This is a genomic window from Motilimonas pumila, from assembly GCF_003596335.1.
Lineage (GTDB): Bacteria > Pseudomonadota > Gammaproteobacteria > Enterobacterales > CBDFNC01 > Motilimonas > Motilimonas pumila.
The window spans coordinates 20,197-41,891 of sequence record NZ_QZCH01000024.1 but is presented as its reverse complement, the minus strand read 5'-3'; the positions used below and the strand labels follow the sequence as shown (position 1 = coordinate 41,891).

The 21,695-nt window shown below is 44.4% G+C and carries 18 protein-coding genes, 1 tRNA gene and 3 pseudogenes; 15 read left to right on the top strand and 7 right to left on the bottom strand.

Going from position 1 to position 21,695, the window contains the following annotated elements:
- Positions 1 to 153 precede the first annotated feature (153 nt).
- The 6 genes and pseudogenes from D1Z90_RS16025 (at position 154) to D1Z90_RS21355 (ending at position 4,282) form a co-directional block, all read left to right on the top strand.
- A tRNA-Ser gene (locus D1Z90_RS16025) sits at positions 154 to 241 on the top strand.
- A gap of 203 nt (positions 242 to 444) precedes the next feature.
- Positions 445 to 1,336 (top strand): annotated as a pseudogene (locus tag D1Z90_RS16020) (IS3 family transposase).
- Positions 1,337 to 1,398: 62 nt separating this feature from the next.
- Positions 1,399 to 1,733, top strand: a pseudogene (locus D1Z90_RS16015) (transposase); the annotation flags it as partial.
- A 90-nt stretch (positions 1,734 to 1,823) separates the two neighbouring features.
- Positions 1,824 to 2,345 (top strand): metal-dependent hydrolase, encoded by a 522-nt coding sequence (locus D1Z90_RS16010; RefSeq protein WP_119911795.1) that lies wholly within the window; start codon positions 1,824 to 1,826, stop codon positions 2,343 to 2,345.
- A 647-nt stretch (positions 2,346 to 2,992) separates the two neighbouring features.
- Positions 2,993 to 4,041: pseudogene (locus D1Z90_RS16000) on the top strand (IS4 family transposase).
- Entirely contained in the window at positions 4,016 to 4,282 is a 267-nt protein-coding gene (locus D1Z90_RS21355) for an amidohydrolase family protein (RefSeq protein WP_119911794.1), read from the top strand. Before D1Z90_RS16000 ends, D1Z90_RS21355 begins: the two are co-directional and overlap by 26 nt.
- Positions 4,283 to 4,468: 186 nt before the next feature.
- On the opposite strand, the gene D1Z90_RS15990 is transcribed toward D1Z90_RS21355, so the two are convergent.
- Entirely contained in the window at positions 4,469 to 5,821 is a 1,353-nt protein-coding gene (locus D1Z90_RS15990) for an MATE family efflux transporter (protein ID WP_119911792.1), read from the bottom strand.
- A gap of 637 nt (positions 5,822 to 6,458) precedes the next feature.
- Here D1Z90_RS15990 and D1Z90_RS15985 point away from each other — a divergent pair.
- The 4 genes from D1Z90_RS15985 (at position 6,459) to D1Z90_RS15970 (ending at position 10,594) form a co-directional block, all read left to right on the top strand.
- On the top strand, positions 6,459 to 7,589 hold the full coding sequence (locus tag D1Z90_RS15985) for an acetyltransferase domain-containing protein (RefSeq protein ID WP_232525272.1): 1,131 nt from the start codon (positions 6,459 to 6,461) through the stop codon (positions 7,587 to 7,589).
- A gap of 203 nt (positions 7,590 to 7,792) precedes the next feature.
- Positions 7,793 to 8,383, top strand: coding sequence for an HAD family hydrolase (locus tag D1Z90_RS15980; RefSeq protein ID WP_119911791.1), 591 nt, complete (start codon positions 7,793 to 7,795; stop codon positions 8,381 to 8,383).
- A 187-nt stretch (positions 8,384 to 8,570) separates the two neighbouring features.
- Positions 8,571 to 9,038, top strand: a complete 468-nt coding sequence (locus tag D1Z90_RS15975) for an RDD family protein (protein WP_158587165.1) — start codon at positions 8,571 to 8,573, stop codon at positions 9,036 to 9,038.
- A 206-nt stretch (positions 9,039 to 9,244) separates the two neighbouring features.
- A complete protein-coding gene (locus D1Z90_RS15970) occupies positions 9,245 to 10,594 on the top strand; it encodes an erythromycin esterase family protein (protein ID WP_119911789.1) in 1,350 nt (449 codons plus the stop codon).
- 78 nt (positions 10,595 to 10,672) lie between these two features.
- Here the strand turns inward: D1Z90_RS15970 and D1Z90_RS15965 are convergent, their stop codons facing one another.
- The 3 genes from D1Z90_RS15965 to D1Z90_RS15955 all read right to left on the bottom strand — a co-directional run bounded on the left by D1Z90_RS15965 (position 10,673) and on the right by D1Z90_RS15955 (position 14,490).
- Entirely contained in the window at positions 10,673 to 11,857 is a 1,185-nt protein-coding gene (locus D1Z90_RS15965; RefSeq protein ID WP_119911788.1) for a hypothetical protein, read from the bottom strand.
- A 179-nt stretch (positions 11,858 to 12,036) separates the two neighbouring features.
- On the bottom strand, positions 12,037 to 12,567 hold the full coding sequence (gene fabA, locus D1Z90_RS15960; RefSeq protein ID WP_119911787.1) for a bifunctional 3-hydroxydecanoyl-ACP dehydratase/trans-2-decenoyl-ACP isomerase: 531 nt from the start codon (positions 12,565 to 12,567) through the stop codon (positions 12,037 to 12,039).
- 96 nt (positions 12,568 to 12,663) lie between these two features.
- The gene (locus D1Z90_RS15955) at positions 12,664 to 14,490 is read right to left on the bottom strand and encodes a S16 family serine protease (RefSeq protein WP_119911786.1); all 1,827 of its coding nucleotides are present in this window, start codon (positions 14,488 to 14,490) and stop codon (positions 12,664 to 12,666) included.
- A 92-nt stretch (positions 14,491 to 14,582) separates the two neighbouring features.
- Here D1Z90_RS15955 and D1Z90_RS21990 point away from each other — a divergent pair, with 92 nt between their 5' ends.
- Positions 14,583 to 14,705: a hypothetical protein gene (locus D1Z90_RS21990; RefSeq protein ID WP_269777044.1), complete on the top strand. Its 123-nt coding sequence runs from the start codon at positions 14,583 to 14,585 to the stop codon at positions 14,703 to 14,705.
- On the opposite strand, the gene D1Z90_RS15950 is transcribed toward D1Z90_RS21990, so the two are convergent.
- Positions 14,702 to 15,088 (bottom strand): glycine zipper family protein, encoded by a 387-nt coding sequence (locus D1Z90_RS15950; RefSeq protein WP_119911785.1) that lies wholly within the window; start codon positions 15,086 to 15,088, stop codon positions 14,702 to 14,704. The two genes, D1Z90_RS21990 and D1Z90_RS15950, sit on opposite strands and share 4 nt — an antisense overlap.
- Positions 15,089 to 15,201: 113 nt before the next feature.
- Between D1Z90_RS15950 and D1Z90_RS15945 the strand changes: the two genes are divergently transcribed.
- Complete coding sequence (locus D1Z90_RS15945) at positions 15,202 to 16,158, top strand: LysR family transcriptional regulator (protein WP_147378783.1); 957 nt, start codon at positions 15,202 to 15,204, stop codon at positions 16,156 to 16,158.
- A gap of 115 nt (positions 16,159 to 16,273) precedes the next feature.
- Here D1Z90_RS15945 and D1Z90_RS15940 read toward each other — a convergent pair whose 3' ends face one another.
- Positions 16,274 to 18,223, bottom strand: coding sequence for an exoribonuclease II (locus D1Z90_RS15940; RefSeq protein ID WP_119911783.1), 1,950 nt, complete (start codon positions 18,221 to 18,223; stop codon positions 16,274 to 16,276).
- A gap of 148 nt (positions 18,224 to 18,371) precedes the next feature.
- Between D1Z90_RS15940 and D1Z90_RS15935 the strand changes: the two genes are divergently transcribed.
- Positions 18,372 to 19,703 carry a DEAD/DEAH box helicase gene (locus tag D1Z90_RS15935; RefSeq protein WP_119911782.1) on the top strand — a complete coding sequence of 444 codons (1,332 nt, stop codon included), beginning with the start codon at positions 18,372 to 18,374 and terminating at the stop codon, positions 19,701 to 19,703.
- Between the two features lie 239 nt (positions 19,704 to 19,942).
- Positions 19,943 to 20,419 (top strand): DUF4234 domain-containing protein, encoded by a 477-nt coding sequence (locus tag D1Z90_RS15930; protein ID WP_119911781.1) that lies wholly within the window; start codon positions 19,943 to 19,945, stop codon positions 20,417 to 20,419.
- Between the two features lie 67 nt (positions 20,420 to 20,486).
- Here D1Z90_RS15930 and D1Z90_RS15925 read toward each other — a convergent pair whose 3' ends face one another.
- Positions 20,487 to 20,942, bottom strand: coding sequence for a DUF302 domain-containing protein (locus D1Z90_RS15925; protein ID WP_119911780.1), 456 nt, complete (start codon positions 20,940 to 20,942; stop codon positions 20,487 to 20,489).
- A gap of 471 nt (positions 20,943 to 21,413) precedes the next feature.
- On the opposite strand from D1Z90_RS15925, the gene D1Z90_RS15920 reads away from it, so the two are divergent.
- The gene (locus D1Z90_RS15920; RefSeq protein WP_119911779.1) at positions 21,414 to 21,635 is read left to right on the top strand and encodes a DUF2835 domain-containing protein; all 222 of its coding nucleotides are present in this window, start codon (positions 21,414 to 21,416) and stop codon (positions 21,633 to 21,635) included.
- Positions 21,636 to 21,695: the final 60 nt, after the last annotated feature.

Here is a 21,695-nt window from a genome sequence, read left to right as displayed (position 1 = left end):
TAAACGAGGCGAGGTTGGTGGCTTTTTCAGCAAGCAAACAAAAAAAGCCACTAAGCTATTGACGCCTAGCCCGGTTTTTCATATTCTTGCGCTCCGTTTAGCGCGTCGCCACAGCAACAGTGTGGGAATATAAGCTAAACCACAATCAGATTAGGTGAGGTGTCCGAGTGGCCGAAGGAGCACGCCTGGAAAGTGTGTATACCGCAAGGTATCGAGGGTTCGAATCCCTCCCTCACCGCCACATTCTTGAAGAAAGACGTCCTAGGACGTCTTTTTTTTATGCCTATTATAATTCTGAATCAATAAGTTATCGTCCGATAACGTCGAAAGATGTCCTAGTTGGTTCGCCATTTTGGGGGATGACAAAGTGTTTGTTTACATTGACGTGGTTTAATTGATACGACTAACCCAGTTAAGACGTAATTAATTTAACTGGAGATTGAGATGACAACACGTAAAACCTATTCAAAAGAATTCAAACTTGATGCCATTGCACTGGTACGAGAGCAAAGTTACAGCATTGCTGAAGCCGCTAGAAATTTAGAGGACAGCTCAGCTACTCGGCCGCTGGATAAAAGAAGCAGAAAATGATGATGGCCATGCATTTCGAGGCAATGGCAAGCTGACACCTGAGCAGGAAGAGATCCGCAAGCTCAAAGCACAAGTAAAGCGCTTAGAAATGGAGCGTGAGATACTAAAAAAAGCGACGGTCTTCTTTGCCAAAGAAACGAAGTAAAATACGCGTTTATTGCCCAAAATAAAAACAACAACCAACAGCGACCACAACAAGCCTGTATATGAAAATGAGCTTGAACAGGATTTCGATGTTCAATACGCCAATCAAGCGTGGGTTCAAGATATTACCTACATATGGACGGCTGAAGGATGGCTGTATTTAGCCGTCGTAATCGACCTCTATTCCCGTAAAGTGGTTGGTTGGAGTATGGGCCGCAGAATGAAAGCAAAGCTTGTTTGCGATGCGCTAACAATGGCTATCTGGCAACGAAAACCTAAAGCGGGTTTGATAGTACACTCAGATCAAGGCGTTCAATATGCGAGCCATCAATATAGGCGAATACTGAAGCTGCATAAGTTTGTCGGTAGCATGAGCAAAAAAGGATGTTGTTGGGATAATGCCGTAGCAGAAAGCTTCTTCGGCAGCTTGAAGCAAGAACGAGTTCATTGGCGCAATTATCGAACGTGATATGGCGCTCAACAGGATGTCTTGAATTACATCACGATGTGGTACAACAGCCAGCGTATGCATTCATACCTCAATTATCAAAGTCCTAATGAATTTGAACGTATGGATAAGCCGGTAACAGAAGTAGCTTAACGAACTTAACTAGGGTGACCGAAATCAGTTGACCAGGTCACTCGGTCAAGTACGTCCCTTGAAAAGACTACAAAGCAGTAACGGCTGATCTAAAGAAAATCTACCAATCAGCCACTCTTGGACAGCGCATTGGGACAACCTCAACACCCTGTTTAACTACCCAGAGGATATTCGCCGAGCTATTTACACGACTAACGCCATTGAATCCCTCAACAGCGTTATTAGAAAAGCGATTAAGAAGCGCAAGCTCTTCCCAACGGATGAATCAGCGAGAAAGGCGATCTACCTGGCTATCCGAGATGCTTCCAAGAAGTGGACGATGCCGATTAGAAACTGGCGACAAGCTCTAAACCGCTTTATGATTATGTTCGAAGACAGACTTACTGAATACATGTAACCCCGACAGTTACACAGAATTATTTACAGGGTCTTCAGGTTACCAATTTTCTATCTACTCAATGAGCAGTTAGGCTCACGAAGGGAAATTATGCCATTCACTCCATTTCATATGGGTACAGGAATTTTAATAAAGGCCTTACTCCAAGGTAGCTTTAGCTTAATGGTGTTTGGCTGGTCTCAAATAGTAATGGATTTACAACCGTTATGGGTGTTAATTCAAGGGCACGGGCACTTGCATGGATTCTCTCATACCTTTATTGGCGGCTCATTGCTCGCTGTTGTTTCCGCTTTATCAGGTAAGTATCTTTCAGAGTTTGGCCTAACCATTCTAAGAATATCGAAAGCATCGCAACCAATTGAGATTTCTTGGTTAGTTGCATTTATTAGTGCATTTATCGGTTGTTTTAGTCATGTCATTCTTGATGGCATTATGCATTTTGATGTTCAGCCTTTTTATCCTATTTCATTAAATAACCCAATGCTGGGTTTGGTTTCTGTTGCTAGCTTACATAAGATCTGTCTATATACAGGCTTAGTCGGTGCAGCCATTTTTTACATTGTGCAATGGCGTAACCGAAAACCCAATAAGTCACTAAAGCGGTGTAAATAAAGCGTGGTTTTGTCACTGTGTGTGAATGAAAAGTGATCCAAATTCGCCAGCACCGAGGGTTATTGCGCTGTATTGATAGAGAATCTCGTCGTTGAATGATCCCGTATCCCCGCAGTGTTATTAATAGCACTGAGCGTGGTTTATTGCCTTTCGCCTTCAAGTGGTATTGCCACTTTACATACTGCGCAATGATGCCAACACACTAAAGCAATGTTCTTGTCAGTAAGTAGATTGGCTAAAAACGTGTCAACGTTTTGAACATCGACTGAGACAGTGCCATTACACATTCGCATTACTTTCCAGAATTCAGGCATCAATACAGCTGGCAAACTCAGGGCTTTTTATTCGCAATTAGCATTTTCTTCAAGCATGCCTCATCGCTTTATAAAGCATGATGTGCGACTACGCCTGTCACTTAACCCAGCCAAAAAATTCACACGCCTTAAACCTATTTAAAACTCGAATAGGTACTAACTCAAATAATACCGTTTATGGATATGTATTAGAAAACAAGCCAAACCTGCGGTGGCATGCAATACCCTGAGGAATCCCCTAATGATTTTTATAAAAATCATAAATTTAAGGTAGATGCACACCTTGTCATATGATCAAATGGTTTCGCCAAAAATCAACAATCAGACGACAAGATGTGCGAACTCGATATTTTACACGATTCTCTTTACCCATTCTGCCCTGCATTACACCTAAAACGACTTAACAGTTTAACGCATGGCTTGCCATGCATTACTGGAGTGTAAAACGCTCACCCTTACCTAACTTGGTCGTAACCTGCCAACGAAGGCCAGCACAAAACATAACATCAAACGAATCGACCGACTGTTAGGAAATCATCATCTGCATAAAGAGCGACTTGCGGTTTATCGTTGGCACGCAAGCTTCATTTGTTCAGGCAATTCAATGCCTATTGTGCTGATTGATTGGTCTGATATACGTGAGCAAAAGCGGCTCATGGTATTGCGAGCCTCAGTCGCACTACAAGGCCGCTCGATTACGCTTTATGAGAAAGCATGTCCGCTTTCAGAGCAATGTTCAAAGCCGACCTAGGCGCTGAAAACTGTAACCCTGTCAGTAGATTACATAGTACGGCCTCAAGCCGCTCAAAGACGTTAGGGTATAAAAGGCTGACTAAAAGCAATGCAATCTCATGTCAAATTGTATTGTATAAATCTCGCCCTAAAGGCCGAAAGAATCAGCGTTCGACACGGACTAATTGTCATCACCCATCACCTAAGATTTACTCCGCGTCAGCAAAAGAATCATGGGTCCTGGCGACTAACTTACCCGTTGAAACTCGCACACCAAAGCAACTTATTAGGATCTACTCAAAGCGTATGCAGATAGAAGAAACATTCCGAGATTTGAAAAGCCCTGCTTACGGACTAGGCCTACGGCATAGCCGAACGAGCAGTCCAGAGCGCTTTGATATCATGCTACTCATCACCTGATGCTTCAACTGACACTTTGGTTTGCTGGAGTTCATGCACAGAAACAAGGTTGGGATAAGCACTTTCAAGCTAACACCGTCAGAAATCGAAATGTACTCTCAACAGTACGCTTAGGTATGGAAGTATTACGGCATTCGAGTTACCCAATAACGAGGGAAGACTTGCTCGCAGCTGCAATCATACTTGCTCAAAGTTTATGCAAGCATGGTTGGGCATTGGGAAAGTTATGAGGTGATCCCTCAGTGCAATACCCCAAACGGTTTTATGAAATGTGTATTACGGTTATCCCAAGGCGGTGCAAATATGATGTTACGCGATGATATTGGCAGCTTAACGGTAGGCAAAAAAGCCGATGTGATCATTCTTGACCGCAACATTGAAGACCAGCTAAAAAATGATGTATACAAGGTACACCAAATTCATGTTGAAAAAACCTACCTAGACGGCAAGCTAATCCATTCTATCAAATGATGGTTAGGAAAATATTGCTAGCCTTAAACAAACCTAACTGAGTATTGCCCGGCCATCAGCGCCGGACTTATTTGATTTTTCCGGTTAACGCCTTACAAATGTGTTGTGAATGGGGAAGGGTCGAACTCCTGTGTTCAATCTCTTTTTAAGTCACTTAAGCGAAGCCACTAGGGATCACAGAGTCCATTAAACAGGATGGGACAGGCTCTCTGCATAACTCTTTTTCAGTCTAAAACAAAGCAAAATGGCGGCGGCGGTGAGTCCGGAAATAAAGCCTATCCAAAAACCTTGTGCTCCCAGTGATGGGATGATCCAATCAGTCAGAGAGGTTATATAACCAATAGGAAAGCCAATCATCCAAAACGCCACCAAGGTAACGTATAGAATGATTTTGGTGTCTTTATAACCCCGCAAAATGCCAGCAGCAACAACTTGCAGCGTGTCTGAAAATTGATAGATGGTCGCAATTAACAGCAGGTTTGCGGCCAGGTTAATCACCTTTTGATCTTGACTGTAAAACTGCGCAATGTCATGGCGCAGCATGAGGGTAAAAGCCGCCGTAAACACGGCTACTACTAAACCAAAGCCAATGGCGGCATTGGCTGCCAGTTTTGCTTGCTGCGGATCGCGCTCACCCATGCAATGGCCCACTCTAATGGTAACGGCTATGCCAATGCTTAGCGGCACCATAAAAATGATGGAGGTGACGTTCATGGCTACCTGGTGACTGGCTACGACACTGGCACCCAAGGGGGCTAATAATAGTGCCACCATGGCAAACAAACTGACTTCAAAAAAAGTGGCCGCTGCAATGGGAAAGCCAAGATGAAATAATCGTTTTATATGTTTAGCACTTGGCCGCATAAAGCGTTGAAAAGGATGGAACTGTTTCAGCTGTTGATCTTTAAGCACGTAAATCAGCATGCTGATGCCCATCGCGGTATAGACCAGAGCGGTTGCCACGCCACAACCGACGCCTCCGAGCGCTGGCATGCCAAATTTACCAAAAATAAATACATAGTTGGCTGGAATATTAACCGCCAAACCCATAAAGCTGATTACCATAGAGGGGATAGTGCGAGATAGCCCTTCGCTATAATTGCGTAATATTAAATATAAGGCAAAGCCCGGCATGCCCCAGATAATCGCATGCAGGTATCCTTTGGCTAAATCTGCTAATTCTGGAGCAATATCAAATTGGTAGTATAAGTGAGCACTAAAATATAAACCTACCATCAACAAGATGCCTACAAATGCAGTAAGCCACAAGGCTTGAATGGTGGTAATAGGCACTTGCGTTAAGTTTTTACTGCCATTAAGCGAAGAGATGATGGGGACTAAGGCCATTGTTAGCCCCTGTAATAGCAAAATAGAAGGCACCCAAAAGCTTGAGCCTACCGCAACAGCGGCCATGTCTGTGGCGCTGACATTACCGGCCATAACGGTGTCTACAAAGCCCATTGCTGTCATGGCTATTTGCGCAAATAAAATGGGCCAAGTGAGTTTAACGAGCTGTTTAACTTGATTTAAGTAAGCCATTGATTGAAATCTCCACAGGGTAATAAGCAAGCATCGCGACTAATACCCAAGGATCAGTTTTACACACGCTTTTAATATCGATTTAACTATTATAGGTGGTTATTTATTATGCAGTTGGTCAGCGTCTTATTCGCACGACTTAAGTGAGGTCATCGCGCACCTCTTCTGCTGTGAACACCGCTTGCGAGAGAGGCTTAAGTAGAACATGAATCCGTCATTAAGAAATATTAAGCTTGTTGGCGCGCGTTACAAACAGTGACATCGGCAAGAAATATTGCGGCGTCTGATTTTGCTAGCCGGGCAATAATTGATTGCCCAAATTTCACATTGAAACCACGATATGTTGGCGTGAGTGGCAAAATCATTTCACGGTATTAACAGCAAACCTATGATGGTGATAGAGGATGAAGGCATAACAATTCGCTCAACCTTTGGACTATTCATAGTCGTTGCCATAAAACTGCCTAGGGGCATTGTTGAAACGTTATTTTGTTTTACTTTATTACTGCGTTGCGTACGCATTTATCTTTGAGAAATATTTGGCAAGTAATCAGTAATGTTGGCTTTTGTGGTAAACTTGAAATGTTATACTGTAACAATTGTTGGTTTTGAGATTTTAATTTTTATGGCACAACAGTTGAACAAACGCATAATCAGTATCGATGTATTACGGGGCATGGTCATGCTGATAATGTTGTTGGATCATGTGCGAGAACGCATATTTTACCATCAGCAGGTCGGCGACCCTATGGACTTAAGCGTGGTCGAGCCGGCGTTGTTCTTTACTCGTCTAATGGCACACTGGTGCGCGCCTACTTTTGTATTTCTCACCGGGATCTCGGCTTGGCTTTATAGTCAAAAATCGGCGCAACCGAAACAGGCTGCTAGTACCTTTTTATTGCAGCGCGGTGTGTTTATTTTGTTGCTTGAAGTTACCGTGATCAATTTTTCCTGGTTTGGCAGTTATGACATTTTATATCTGCAGGTGATGTGGGCTATTGGCGTGAGCATGATAGTGCTCGCGGGTTTACTGTTTTTACCTCGCGCTGTATTAATGGCGGTTGGCTTTATCATTGTATTTGGTCATGATGCGCTGGTACCGATTAGCTTCGAACCGGGTGAACTGGGTTATAGCTTGTGGACCATGCTACATCAAAGAGGCATGTTAATCAGCGATGGTCCGTTGGCGGTGAGAGTGTCATATCCTGTTTTACCATGGATAGGGTTAATCGTATTGGGTTATTGCCTTGCGCCGTTATTTGCGAAAAATGTCGTCCCAAGTGAACGTCAAGGTAAGTTATTAAAACTCGGTTTAGTGTGCTTTGCATTGTTGGCCGTTTTAAGGGGCTTTAACATTTACGGTGAAGCGCTGCCTTGGTCAATGCAAGACAGCTTTATCACTTCTGTGATGTCATTTCTTAACTTTACCAAATACGGTCCGTCATTAGACTTTATGCTGCTGACCATTGGCCTGTCCATGGTGTTTTTAAGCAAAATGGAGCACGTAGATAACCGCGTAACGGACATTCTCAAAACGTTTGGCAGCGCGCCCTTGTTCTTTTATGTGCTGCATTTATACGTTTTGTTAATCAGTTATGAAATCTTAAAAGTGACGTTTGGCTCAACTCAAGGCGAGTTATTTGGCGTGGATTATGTGTGGCAAGTTTGGGCGTTTACCATTCCGCTCGCTGCGTTGTTATATTTTCCCACTAAGGCGTTTTCTCGGTATAAACACAGTCACAAAAATAGCTGGGTGAAATTCTTGTAGCTAAATTTACTCAATACATAGCAGCGGTTTTATATAAATATGCAAAGTAGGGCGATATGAAGCCCTGCTGCACGTTTTTCACTCGTGATTGGTACTTTTAACGGCTGGCTACGTGTCATGATAATTGTTTTTGTCGCTGCGCGCATACTCGTATCAAGGCGTGCCATGCCTGTTTTATGCCGCAGTACGCCAAGGAGCGGTGAATGAATCTGGCTTTGTTTGACTTTGACGGCACCATTACCACCCAAGACACCTATACTCGGTTTCTTTTCTATGCCACTTCGAAGACGAGAATGGTGTTCGGTTGGTGTTTGATGTTTCCCGTTATCGCCCTTTATAAATTGAAATTATTAAAGGCCAACAAAACGCGGCCGGCCCTCTCTAGGGTCGCCTTTGCTTTTCGCAAACAAACAAGCGTAACTGCAATTGCCGAGCAATTTGTGCAAGAGTACATTTCGAAGGTGTTACGGCCCGAGATGTTAGAAAGGATCCAATGGCACCTTGCTGAGGGTGACCGCGTTATTGTGGTGTCTGCCTCTTTAGACGTTTATTTACGTATCTGGTGCAAGCAGCAAGGTATCGAGCTATTGTGCAGCGAGCTGATGGTTCACAATGGCCGCTATACCGGCGGCTACGTTGATGGTGATTGCAGCGAGCAAAACAAGGTCAAGGCAATCAAAGGTGCGTTAGACCTCAATCATTACCCGCACGTGTATGGTTATGGCGATACATATGAAGATTTGCCAATGCTTTCGATTGCGCAGACTCGATACTATCAAGGCGAAGTGATGTAGGCGCCAGATAACGGCCATGGCGCTGACGACCAACACACTGTGCTTGCAGAGTAATCAGTGTGATTAATAACTCGCGTAAAATTATTTTTTTGTGATGTCAAATAGACGGATATTACGTGAGTTGGGTTATTTTAGGTCATCCACTTATTGACCGCGATTTTCAAAAATGACCGCACCTTCAGAGCACATGAAAGTAACCAACAAGAATGAAGCTAGCCGCAAAGCTGTTAACACTAGCATTGCTCAAAAAAAGAATTATACGGTCGCCTTGCTAAGGATACCGGCATTTTTACTGGATTGTGTATTTGTGTTGTCGCCACTGGTAGTGCTAGGAAAATTGCACAGTGAGTCGGGCGCCTACATTAGCCAAATGCCAGTGGGTTGGATTGGGTTTGTTTATATCCCAATGGCTTTTTTCATTTATTGGGCGTGTAACCTTAACCTTGGGAAAAGAATTTTCCGCTTAGTCATTGTCGACGCTCATTCCGATAAACCAGCGACAGTGTGGCAATTGTTTAAAAGATCGCTGCTATTGAGTTTAGTCGTTCCCTTTAATATGGCATTTCTCATTCCACTTTTTGCCAGTAAAAGGCAGCAAAGCTTTCACGATATGTTTGCCAGCACGCGGGTTATACGGAAATTACCAGCATCTTAAAAAGAAAACTACACCCATAACATTCCGTTCAGGTTTGCTTTACCGACAAGCATGAAACCTATACAGACATACCTTTTAAATGCTGTTTTGAAGAAAGGTTTGACAACCTAATGTTATGAATTTGTAAGCGCTTAGATGTGACACCATTATCAAATTACGTGATAAAAATTTGATATTGTGAATTTTTATTATTACAGGTGTCATCAATGAAAAAAATACTTTCGGTTGTGTCATTGGCGTTTATTTTATCGAGTTGCGGTGGAGGGGGCGGCGGTCAAAGCAATAGCGTGAGCGATCACAGCGCAGAATTAAACTATACCGTGTTCCAAGGTACGCACATTACGGCGGGTAATGAAGACATCTTACCTATCATTGATACGCTTGAAGGTTACGATATTGTCGGGTTAGGTGAGCAAAGCCACCAAGGTGGCTTAGCTAACAGGTTAAGGGGGCGTATCGTTAAAGGCCTGCATCAAGAAGGGCAATTGGATTTGGTGGCGTTTGAGGCGGGCTTGTATGACGGTTTGGTCGCTTGGGAGAAATTCTTAAAGCAAGAGCAGCCTTTGATTGAGGCGATCACTGGGCCCCATGCCAATTACATGTTTATGCAGAGGTTGAGTCTTGATGTGCAAGAGGTCGTCGATTATATCGCGAGCCAAGATCAAAATACTCAGCCACTCATTTTGACTGGATTTGATTACCGTATTAACGGTGACCCCAGTTGCTTGCCAAACCCGGGTGAGGAACTGCCTGTCATGTTACAGGAGTTAAAAGATTACATTGATTCTAAAGGGATGGACGTTAATGAGTTTTCATCCATATTCAGTTATGCCCCTGAAATGGCATGCCCTTGGTATTATGATCGCCGATTTACCCGCCGAGCATATGATGCCCTGGTGACTGATCTGGAAAAACTGCTAATAGAGCTTGAAGCGTTAGCATTAACCGAGAGTATTCCTCCCTATAACCCCAATCAGCCAAGAAATTTCAGGTTGTATGCCAGCCCTTGGCATCAAATTGTAAAAAGTATGCGCAGTTATGCTGATAAGAGCTTATCGGATGACGATGATCACGGTATGCCATTACCGGGTTGGAATTACACCGATGAACAATCTGCGGATAATGTGATTTGGCTGAAGGAAGTGTGGTACAAGACTCAAGGTCAAACTGTACTTTGGGCGCACAATATTCATGTGGTCAATTGCTGTAATTCTGTCAGTAATAAATTAAATGAACAATCAAACTATGATATCTACAAGCTAGGTATTATTCATGGCGGAGGAATGCTCGCCCCATATGAACACGATCCAACACAGTGGGAAATGGGAAGCTTTAAAGTGACAACTTCCGGTGCCAGTATCAATGGTCAACTGCTTGCGCTTGGCTTGCCGAATGCTTTTATCGATTTAAAAACACAAAACCCTGACATGTTGCCATTTCATTCTTCCAGTGTTTTGAGCTATCACGGCGGCCCAGAGCAAAGAGGGGTGATGAGTGATGTGATGGACGGTGTGGTCTTTATTCCAGAAGAAGAAGCCACTATTTCGCGGTTTTAGTCAATTCTTGGACTTTGGGCGAGCGTATTGTTAAATACACTCGCCGTTTTCAGATGCAGGCTGATTACTCTGCCTAATTCAGCCGAGGATATCGATGCTCAGGTCAAAATGTTCACTTAAAATAGCATCACACGCTAAATCGACTAAATCATCCCGTAACTGACGCCAGCTGGTATCGACTTTCGGCTCTTCAATTTCACTGTTAAAAGCGTGATAGGCTTTATCAAAGTCACCATTTTGCTGGCTGTATTGGGTCAAAAACAACCCGCTGAGGCAGGCGTTTTCATGCTCAGGGACTTCTGGTGTCACAAAAGTGCTCTCGTAATCACCAGACACACTGAATATCTGGCTCAGCATTTGCTGGATATCATCCATTTCGTCAACGCTGTTCGGCGTTTTGGGGTGAAATACCACCACTTCATACTCGTCTTCAGCGATTTTATTTATCAATAATACGCCAGCGTGATCGCTATTCTCGTCGCTCTGTGTCAGAGGGACTGCAAGTTGCTGGCCAATTGCTAAATCACTGATATCATCTTGAATGTCTTCAATAGTGGCGTTATGCGCGAGCAAGACCAGGTTATCATTATTGCGGCAAATTGACTCAAAAGCGTAATCGAGTAGATACAACGGCGGCGCACTGCCGTCCATTTGTAGGCCGAGCACGTCGCCTTCAATGTTGTCATAAATAAATTTTGCCGACTCAAAAGTGCTGACTTCATGCTCTAGCTGGGTGTCGGCGAGTTTGATCCGTAAGGCTTTACTTAATTCGCTGCCAGAGTCAGACAATGCCGGAGAAGGGGAAGGGAAAAATAATTCACCCATGTCTTGGTCGGTGACAGGCTGCATAAACTGGTTAAGCTCGCCAGATGCCATCATGGTGATAACGGATGGTGTATTGAGTTTATTGTTATCGTCTAAGCCTTCAAGCTGTTCTCTGTGCTCGAATAAGCTCAGAGACATAGACTCAATCGACTGTGAGCTGCCATTGTCTTTGCCTTGGCTGTATACCTGATACAACATGGCCTCAGCATATTGGCCAACTACATTGTTTTTAAGAGCGATATTGTGCAGTAACTCAATGCTGTCTAAATCGTTGCATTTGGCCAGATCTGCCAGACTATCAAGGTGAGATTTAACTGCTCCGGTCAGGCTGGTGGCCGTACTCAGCAATTCAAAAGCTTGGCTTACGGTATCAAGGTTTGATTGAAGAGACTCTTGAGGCAGATAGACTGCATTGTTTTGAGCAAAAACGGATGTCATGTGCGCTTCCTTAGCTTGGCGATTGCAGTCAAGTGTAGAAGTTAATCAACAAGGTGTTTATTGCCTAAGATTGTTAATTTGTCGAAATCAGACTTTTTATCACCAACGGACATGAGTTTTACAAGGCAATAAAAAAGCCGCATGATGCGGCTTTAAAAGAAGTTTATTTCGGCTCAGAATTAGAAGCTATCAGTATCTTTGAACAAGCCCACTTTTAAGTCTTTTGCGGTGTAGATAACACGACCGTCTACCATCACTTCACCATCCGCAATACCCATAACAAGCTTACGCATGATCACACGCTTCATGGTGATTTTATAAGTTACTTTAGATGCCGTTGGTAATACTTGGCCGGTGAATTTAACTTCACCTACACCCAACGCGCGTCCTTTACCCGGACCGCCGCTCCAACCAAGGAAGAAACCTACTAATTGCCACATGGCATCGAGGCCAAGACAACCAGGCATTACTGGGTCGCCTGGAAAGTGACAATCAAAGAACCAAAGGTCTTTCGTGATGTCGAGCTCAGCGATGATTTCACCTTTGCCATGCTCACCGTCCGTGTCATTAATTTTAAGGACGCGATCCATCATTAACATGTTGTCGACCGGCAGTTGACAGTTCTCTTCACCAAACAATTGACGATGGCCACATGCTTGTAGCTCTTCTTTAGTGTAAGAGTGTTTACCTAGTTCTTTTTGAGAAGTCATAAGTTGGTACCATTACCACGAGATTTAAAAACGCCACACTTTATAGTAGTGTAGTCTAGCATGCAAGCTAGCAGCTTGTTTTGCCTTGATATCTTGTTATCTGAACCATTTTGTAAGCCAATCCCAGTGGCTACCAAGGGTTTCGTCGTCATCATCTTGCAGTGATTTAAAGCGTTGCTTGATGCGGGCGTACACGTCTTGCCAGCCTTGATGTTCGGTAAGAGCCAAGTCTAACGCTTCGCTGACGTGACCTATGCTGATGATGTCAATTTTACCTTCGGCGACACCAGCAAGAATATCGCTATCTAAGTTTAGGTTAATAAGGTTCGCGTGAGGGATAAGTACTGATACTTTGTGCTCAAGCTGGCAAACCTGTGTGGTGCGATAAAGTGCCATGATTTTATCATTGATCCCACCTACTGCAAGTACGTGGCCTTGTTGGTCCATGGCACCGGTGATGGCAACCGTCTGCTTAACTGGGCACTGAGACAGCGCAGAGATGACCGCAACATAGGTGGCAATGGAGGCGCTATCGCCTTCAGAGTGGCTATAACTTTGTTCAAACACAACGTTGGCAGAGAAGGGGATATGATGCTTTTTGGCAAAAACTTGGCTTAAGTAGCTTTCAACTATCATCATTGATTTAGAGTGAATATTGCCTGCCATATCGGCTTTGCGCTCCACGTCTATGACTTCGCCATCGCCCAAGTACTCTGCCGCAGTCACACGAAATACCTCTCCAAACTCCAACGGGTGACCATCCAACTCAACGACGGATAGGCCATTCACTTGGCCAATTGCGTTACCTGTCAGTGAAATCGGAATTTGTTGTTCAGCAATAGACTCGTCACTGTATTTTTGCGGTAAGGTCATTGCTGCGCGAATTTGGCGCAGTACCTGCTGCAGTTTTTCAGGTGTGAGTGGCGTCTCATCAAGGCAGAGCCGACCTAATAAACGCTGTAAGTACTTGCCGTTAAATTTAATGTATTCTCTGTGCTCGCGCAGTTGACTGAGATGTTGCAGCAACGCATTTAAAAAAGGCAGGTCTAAACTGACGCTAAACGGCGCTGCGATCTGACAAATAAAGTCTTGTATCGCGGGCATGTTGCTTTCATTTGCCCGAACTTCACTGGCCAGTTCAGTAAACATGCTGGCATTTTGCGCCGCGTCGGGGTCTAAGTGGTGCAGTTCAGCAAGCTGTTCACGTGAACCTACCAAAATTACCTTAATGGCAGCGGCAAAGCGACCCTGAGGCAAAGGGCTTTTGGGTGGCTGCAAACACACGGCGTCATGCCAGCTAATGGTTTGGCTTTCAATGCAGCGCTTTAGATCTTGCCACAGAGTGGGATCTTCTAACAACGCAGGCAACTGTACCACTAAAATGCCGCCTAAGTGGCAAGCAAGGGCGCCAGGCTTAAGTTGCAAAGTGCCATCAGCGCCATTATATACCTCACCAAACAGCTGCGCTCTTGAAGCACTCTCTAAAAAGCCAATACGCTTGGCTGCTACTGCGTGGATATCGCCATCTTCATGATCCCCTAAGTGATCATTGATGGTATCTTGCACTGCCTTGCTTTGCTTTCGATAGCGGCCTGGCTCGACGGTCAGCTCACTATGAAAATAACCGGCTTGGCCCGCCGTTTGATCGAGCAAGTAAAGTGGCGCAGTGTGGGGCTTAAAGTCAGCTAGGGTGTGTTGTAAAAATAATTGACTGGTGAGCCAATCGCTACTGACTAACGTGAGTAAAGGTTGGCTAAGTTTTGCAAACGCTTGCACCTCTTGTTGAGCAAAGGGAAATAAACTGGGCCAGGGTGCACGTTGTGTGGCGCATGTTGTTAAAGCAGAAGTAAAACAAGGCTGTAGTTGCTCAAGGGTAAGGGTGTTGGTGGTGTGCAAGTGGTCGAGTCCAGTGATTAGCGTCAAAGAAAAACATTATACCTGTTCGATGGCACAAATCGAGCAGCTTAGCGCAGTAAATGATGTATTGCAGTTTATAGTGGCAGGTTAGGCTATGAATGGCTCCACTGCCATTCATCATGCAGTTTACTTTATGTGAAGGTATGGAAATGCGTGTATTGGTACAGCCAACTAAACCCAAGCGCGTCGGCTTAGGTTTTAGTGGCTGCGACAAAGATTAATTGAGCACAACATAACCACGTTGAGTCATACAGTTTTTAACCACTTGCTGTTGCTCTGCTTTATGTTGCTTTTCATTGTCTCTGCGATCTTTGCTGCCGGTAAAAATTCCCGTAGCCACGCCAACACCGGCACCTGTTTTAGCGCCAGATGTGCCTGAGCCACCTGAAATCGCGCCATATGCGGCACCCGCTGCGGCACCTTTGGCACCAGTGGCTAACGCTCCACGGCTATTCGATTCTTGTTTTTGAACTTGGCCTGCGAGCTGTTCACACTGTTGCATGTCATAAATGTAGTCTTTTTCATCCACATCTTTGGTGTCAACAATCACACTTGCGCTGGCAAAAGATGAGAATAGGAATAATGGAATAAACAGTTTTTTCATGCTGCTGCACCTTTTGTCGATTAAGTGTTGATACTATGTCATAAATATTTGAGTTTTATTGCAATAAGAGTTATACCAAATAGTAATAACTACAGGCAGGGGCATTGTTAAGCATGCAAAAAGACCGTTTTTTGGCGTTGGATTTAAATTTACTGCGTACTTTTTGGGTGCTATCTCAAGAGCTTAATACGTCGCGGGCAGCAAGGCGTTTACAAGTTAGCCAGCCGGCTGTGAGTCGCTCACTCGGGCGTTTGCGTGAGCACTTTAACGATGAACTCTTTGTCAAAACGCAAAACGGGCTACAGCCAACCGCGAAAGGTGAATTATTGAGCCAAGGCTTACCGCCTTTAATGGCTGAGCTGGCTGATTATATCAATCACTACAACGAATTTGAGATCAGTAAAGTATCGGGCCGTTTAGTGCTGGCCATGCACCCTTTTTTGTCCTTGTCGATTGGGCGTCGTCTGTTCCAAAAAATTCATCAGCATGCGCCTTTGTTACAAGTCGAGATCGTCAGTTGGAGTAACAGCACCAGCGAAAAAATCAAAAATGATGAAGTGAATATTGGCCTTAACTACTACCCAATGAAAGTATCGAAAGAGGTTTATCAGCAACCGATAGGCCAAGATACGAATGTGTTTTACGTGCGTCGCGATCACCCATTGAAAGTCGCACAATTAGCATTGGACGACATCAATCATTATGATTTGGTGTCTTTGATTATTAATGGTTGGAACGAACATCAATCAAAAGCAGAGGCGTTGGCGCAACAACTTGGGGTGCGAGCTAACGTTGTGTTTCGAACCGATATGCCAAAGCTGGCGTTAGACACTTTAGTAAACAGTGACATGTTGATGCCGGGATCGTCGCTGTTGCAAGACTTATGTAAAGACGATTTTCGTACCATCGCCATGCCCCCTGAAGTGCCAGTAATCGATACCGAGTTTGCGCTGTTCTATCACTATCGTTATCGTAAAAGCCCGTATTACCAGTTTATTGTTGACCTTATTCAACAAGAGTTTCGACAATTACAGCAAGATATTTCCCGCAGTAATACGTCAAGAGATTGAAGTTAATATTGATCGGCCCAAATTGCGGACAAAAGCCACAACGGCTGTTGTGGCTTGTTAAACGGGCTTAGCTCACCTTAACAAGATGATCCGTGTCACTTACTTCAAGAGGCGATTATGCGGCCGTGAAAGGTGCGCTTAATCGGGCGATGAAATTACGCGTGTCTAAGTTTACATCATGAATGACCACTTGGACGGTTTGGCCTTGCTTCAACACAGATTGCTCTTCAAACCATACTTCACCTAACTCCATCTTGCACTCAACCAAGGTTTTATCTTTGGCTATGAGGCTGGTAGGAATAAAGACAAACGCGCCACAGGCGTGCAGTTTAACCCGAATGCCGGCTTTCACTACGTCCATGATGGTGCCTTCAAACACAGTGTTTGCACGGCTATGCAGGCTTAAATATTGAGCATAAAGCCAAGCATTCGCGCCGTTTTCGGCTTGGCGCTGTAATTTTCGCTGCTCATTGATTCTGCCGCCTAGCTCTTGATCCAGAGCTTGAGGACTTTGCTTGGCAATCAAGGTCTTAATTTGACGATGGTTGATTAAGTCACTGTATTTTCTAAGTGGTGATGTCCAAGTGGCATACAATGGCAAACCCATCGCAAAGTGCGGAGCACCATGGGCGCTGAATTCACCAAATGCAAACATGCGACGCAAACGAATGTCTAAAAACTTATCGGGCAGCGCATTCACCAGGCGTTTAACCCGGCAAAATTCATCCAGCTCAGATAATTTTTCCAGCTCACACTCGATGCCATTGGCCGTCAATAGTTTGTGGGCTTCGACCATTTTCTCTGGATTAATACCCGCTTGGGTATTAAACACACCTTGAGTTTGACTCGTTTGCATTACTTCTGCGCCGCAAATATTCGCCAGCACCATGGCTTCTTCAACCATTTTATGGGCTATGCGTCTTGGCTCTGCATGGATATCAACCAACTTTCCTTGTTGATCTAATTCAAACTTGTAATCTGGTTGATCATCAAACAATAAAGCATTTTGTTGACGCCAATCTAACCGTGCTAACGCTAATTGGTGTAACGCACCTAACCCTTCTGCCAAGCTTGTCTCTGGTTGCCAAGCGTCGTTAGACTGCTCAATAAAGTCTGAGACTTGCTGGTAGCTGAGTTTATGTTGGCTCACAATGTTGGCGTTCATAAACTGAGCCGGCTCTAACACTTCACCGGTTTTACTCACGCTAATTTGACAGACCAGTGCTGCGCGAGGTTGTTGTGGTTGTAATGAACACAGGCTATCACTGACTTCGCGTGGCAGCATTGGCACGTTAAAGCCGGGCATATAAATGGTAAACCCACGCGCTGCGGCAGTGGTATCCAGTTGACTGCCAAGCGGTAGGTAAGCACTTGGGTCGGCGATGGCAACATGTAGCTCAAAGCCTTGCGCCGTTTCACGTACCGCGAGGGCGTCATCCATGTCTTGAGTCGTTTCACCGTCGATGGTGAAAAAGGGTAATTGGGTCAGATCGACGCGGTTGTCTGCGTCGGCATCAATCAAGGTTTCGGTCAACTCAGGTGGTTCTAAATCTAGGCCTAACTTGGCCAATGTTACAGGGCGAAACGCAAAGTGGTCATCTTTTTTGGCCAGTAAATCGGTCACTATCACGCTAAAGCGTTTTTCATCACGCAAGCTGTGATTTTGCAAGCTAGCCACCACCCAGTCGCCTTCTTCGATATTGAGCGATTTAATATCGGCAGGGATCTTGGCCAGAAAATCATGTTTAATCAGCGGGTTATCGGCGTTAAACTGTAACTTACCTTTGAACATTTTGACCCGACCAACCAAGCGCGAGATATCACATTGTTGCAAGGTTTCTGGCTCTGCTTGGGTTTTATCATTTTCTTCACGAATAATGGCGCTAATGGTATCGCCGTGCAGGACTTTTTTCATGTTTGCGGGTGCGATAAAAATGCTCTTTTTATCGCCGGTTTCTAAGAAGCCATAGCCGCGGTCTGTGGCTTTTACCACGCCGGTTTGTTTAGGCAAGTCGGCTTGCATTTGCTGTTTTAACTGCGCGAGCAGTGGATTATCTTGAAACATAATTCGCTACCAAAAATGTGATTGCAGCAATATAAGCGTTAGGGCCAGTAAATCCAAGCGTTATCGCGATTGTGTATCGCTCATTTGGGTCTAACCGGTTATACTTAAGCCGTTTTTGTTAACCCCTATTAATACTCGGAGCAGTACTTTGCATTTTGAAGAATTTTCGTTAGACAGACGTTTAATTGCCCCTCTGGATCACCAAGGTCTTGAGGTTGCCACAGAGATACAACAACAAGCGATGCCAGTGGCGATGCAAGGCAAAGACTTAATTGCTTCTTCAAAAACAGGCTCGGGTAAAACCTTGGCATTTTTACTGCCTGCAATGCAGCGTGTATTAAAGCAGCGGGCGCTCAGTAAACGGGATGCGCGAGTACTGATTTTGACGCCGACTCGAGAACTGGCCAAACAAGTATACAGCCAGCTGAGATTATTGGCGGCGGGCACGGGCATTAAAACCTGTTTAGTGCTGGGCGGTGAAAACTTTAATGATCAAGCCAAGGCGTTGCAAAAAGACCCACAGTTTGTGGTAGGCACACCTGGACGGATTGGCGATCACTTGGCCCAGCGCCAACTGCACCTCAACGGCTTGGAAATGCTCATTCTGGATGAGGCTGATCGCATGCTTGATCTGGGTTTTGCTCCTCAACTGCTGCAAATTAACCAAGCTGCTGACCACAGACTAAGACAGACTTTGTTGTTCTCTGCGACCTTAGACAGCGCAGAAGTGAACGATATTGCCAAGCAATTACTTAAAACGCCCGTGCGAGTGTCAATTGGCCATGGTAACGCTGAACACACAGACATAGAGCAAAGCTTTTACTTAGCCGATCATTTAGATCACAAAAAAGCTTTGTTGGAAAATATTATCGCGCAGCAGTCTATCCAGCAGCTGATTGTGTTTACTGCAACGCGCGCCGACACCCAAGTCATTGCCGAGCAAATCGAAGGCTTAGGTTTGTCGGCGATTGCCCTTAGCGGTGACATGAACCAAAGTAGTCGCAACAAAATTATGGACGGTTTCAGCCGTGGCCAGCAGCAAGCGTTAGTCACCACAGACCTCGCTTCTCGCGGCTTAGACTTATTGAACGTGTCTCACGTGGTGAACTTTGACATGCCCAAGTTTGCTGAAGAATATGTACACCGTATTGGTCGCACAGGCAGAGCGGGCGCCAAAGGCGTCGCGATTTCGTTTGTGGGACCAAAAGACTGGCAGAGCTTTCAAGCAGTAGAAACGTATTTAGCGCAGCCAATTACTTTTGACAGCATTGAAGGACTCGCGGCAACCTTCAAAGGGTTTGCACCTAAACCGAAACGCCAAAGCAACAAGTCTAAAGTGAATAAGCCAACCCAACACAAGGCCAAAAAAGCCAATAAGAAGCCGACTCGTAGCAATAAGACTTTCCATCAAGGTATTGAAGTGGGTGACGCACCACTGCGCCGTAAAAAAGGGCCAAGTAAGCCAGATAAAGACGAATAAAAAAAGATGCAAGAAAGGGGGCATTTCCGCTTGCTGGTAAACCTAACCAACTTCTCTTAAGACTGCCTTGCACGAATATGTACCATTTAATGCACTGACCATTAAAAACCTCAAATTGATGTACATTTTATCAATATTGATTTGCTATATTGACCTGGCGTCTTAATTGCGCCGGTTAATACTGCCAATAACTGAGTGCATCGTTAAAGTTTGTCATCACTTAATAATCAGAAGATATCATGGAACAAATAAACCGTCTTAAATGTTTGAGTACTTGGAAACTGTTTTTTCTTTCTATCATTACCCTCGGGATATATACCGCCCACTATGCTCGGCAACAAAGCAAGATCATTGATGAACTGGATCATGATCTACCTGCCATTGGCCAAACGTACGTGAGCTTATTGTTTTGGTTGAGCTGTATTTCTGCGACTACTGCGGTGTTAAGCATCATTGATGATACCAATTTAGGGCTGACCATGGTGGACTCGCTGCTAAGTCTGTCTGTTAATATTCTGATGTTAGTGTGGGCGTTTAAAGCGCGTAATCGCATCAACCAAGCCCTCGGTGCCATGCCTAAAAATTGGTACTGGTTTCACGGTTTTTGGACCTTTCTATTTAGCCCCTTATACATTAATTACAAGATTAATAGCGTCAGTGAAGGGTTTGAAGCAGAGCAAGATCAGGAAAGCGAAAACCACACTCAGTCATTCTAAAGGTCAAGGTGAGCATGGCTTCGTCCATGCTCACACTCTTTTGCTATTGCTATTGCTATTGCTATTGCTATTGGGCTTTAGTGGCATGTTTGGCAAACGCGGCCAATGCTTGTTTCATTTTTGCTATCGGCTTTTCACAGCCCGACACATTATGGCGTTTTGCAATGTAATCGGGATCATTGTACGCCAGCCATACTAACCCTTTATTGTCCTGGTAGATTAATGCTTTATGCGGCAAGTCAATGCCCGTTTCTATATTGCATACCATCAACGGCGAGCCAACTTTTGGGTTGCCAAAGATAAATAATTCACTGCTGTTAAGTGGAAAGCCAACTTTTTTGGCTGACTCTGAGTGGGGGACTCGGGTAAAAATGGTCATGCCTTTCGCAGTGAGGGCCGCTTCAAGCCTCTCGGCAGTGGTCGCTGCATCAAACTGGCTGTATACCTTAATAAGGCCGTTATCTGCGAATGCCATTTGACTCAGGAAAAGCGTCAGTATAGTGAGCAAGCGAGTGAGCTTCATTGTGATTTCCTTTTAGCAATAGATTGAAAACTATGGTTATTGGGGCGTGCAATGATTTTAGCTGATTTTTAAGCGCTCCGTGTTGAATACGCTTGGTTGTGACAATAAAGCCTAGGTTGAGGGATTGCCTTAATATTTAGAAAATAAATCGATAAAAAGCAATGATAATTATTATCATTTGATGTATCGTGCCGGTTTATATTCTATTGAGGACACAGTCAGGTGTACAAAAGCAGCGCGGATTTAAAAAAGTGGTTTAAATCCAATCCTAAACGACTATTAGTTTTGGGCAGTTTCTTCGGCATATTCATCAGTTTTTGGTTAGGAATGATGGGGTTTCTTATTTCAGGGTTTGCAATTCATTGGCTATTGCTTAGTTAATAAACCACCCGCTTGCCTGCAGCAGGCGAGGGTGCTTTTTCTAAAAAACTTTGCTAACGTATTGCTTGTGTTCGTCTTTATCTTAAGTCTATGCAAACGTATTTTTTTAATCTGCGCATTTCCTATCAAGATTTTGAAGCCTTATACCGAGGGCACGCGCGTTCTGTTACCGTCATGGCAGATAACGGTAAAACGGTTCGATTACCCGCCATTAAGTTTATTCCTTGGTTGTCTCAAATTGGCATTGCGGGGCGGTTTAAATTAACCCTCGACAGTGATAACAAGTTTAAGCAGCTAGAAAAGATTGCTTAACTAAAGCCTGGCCAACAACTAATTTTAGGCCGTGCAAGGCGTTCCCCCAATGCTTAACTA

Coding starts and splice junctions, on each gene's coding strand:
- D1Z90_RS16010 (WP_119911795.1), top strand. CDS start 1,824: ATGCCATTCACTCCATTTCATATGGGTACAGGAATTTTAATAAAGGCC.
- D1Z90_RS15920 (WP_119911779.1), top strand. CDS start 21,414: ATGCAAACGTATTTTTTTAATCTGCGCATTTCCTATCAAGATTTTGAA.
- D1Z90_RS15925 (WP_119911780.1), bottom strand. CDS start 20,942: ATGAAGCTCACTCGCTTGCTCACTATACTGACGCTTTTCCTGAGTCAA.
- D1Z90_RS15980 (WP_119911791.1), top strand. CDS start 7,793: ATGAATCTGGCTTTGTTTGACTTTGACGGCACCATTACCACCCAAGAC.
- D1Z90_RS15940 (WP_119911783.1), bottom strand. CDS start 18,223: ATGTTTCAAGATAATCCACTGCTCGCGCAGTTAAAACAGCAAATGCAA.
- fabA (WP_119911787.1), bottom strand. CDS start 12,567: ATGACTTCTCAAAAAGAACTAGGTAAACACTCTTACACTAAAGAAGAG.
- D1Z90_RS15950 (WP_119911785.1), bottom strand. CDS start 15,088: ATGAAAAAACTGTTTATTCCATTATTCCTATTCTCATCTTTTGCCAGC.
- D1Z90_RS15945 (WP_147378783.1), top strand. CDS start 15,202: ATGCAAAAAGACCGTTTTTTGGCGTTGGATTTAAATTTACTGCGTACT.
- D1Z90_RS15975 (WP_158587165.1), top strand. CDS start 8,571: ATGAAAGTAACCAACAAGAATGAAGCTAGCCGCAAAGCTGTTAACACT.
- D1Z90_RS15965 (WP_119911788.1), bottom strand. CDS start 11,857: ATGACATCCGTTTTTGCTCAAAACAATGCAGTCTATCTGCCTCAAGAG.
- D1Z90_RS21355 (WP_119911794.1), top strand. CDS start 4,016: ATGGTTGGGCATTGGGAAAGTTATGAGGTGATCCCTCAGTGCAATACC.
- D1Z90_RS15930 (WP_119911781.1), top strand. CDS start 19,943: ATGGAACAAATAAACCGTCTTAAATGTTTGAGTACTTGGAAACTGTTT.
- D1Z90_RS21990 (WP_269777044.1), top strand. CDS start 14,583: ATGGCTCCACTGCCATTCATCATGCAGTTTACTTTATGTGAAGGTATG.
- D1Z90_RS15990 (WP_119911792.1), bottom strand. CDS start 5,821: ATGGCTTACTTAAATCAAGTTAAACAGCTCGTTAAACTCACTTGGCCC.
- D1Z90_RS15970 (WP_119911789.1), top strand. CDS start 9,245: ATGAAAAAAATACTTTCGGTTGTGTCATTGGCGTTTATTTTATCGAGT.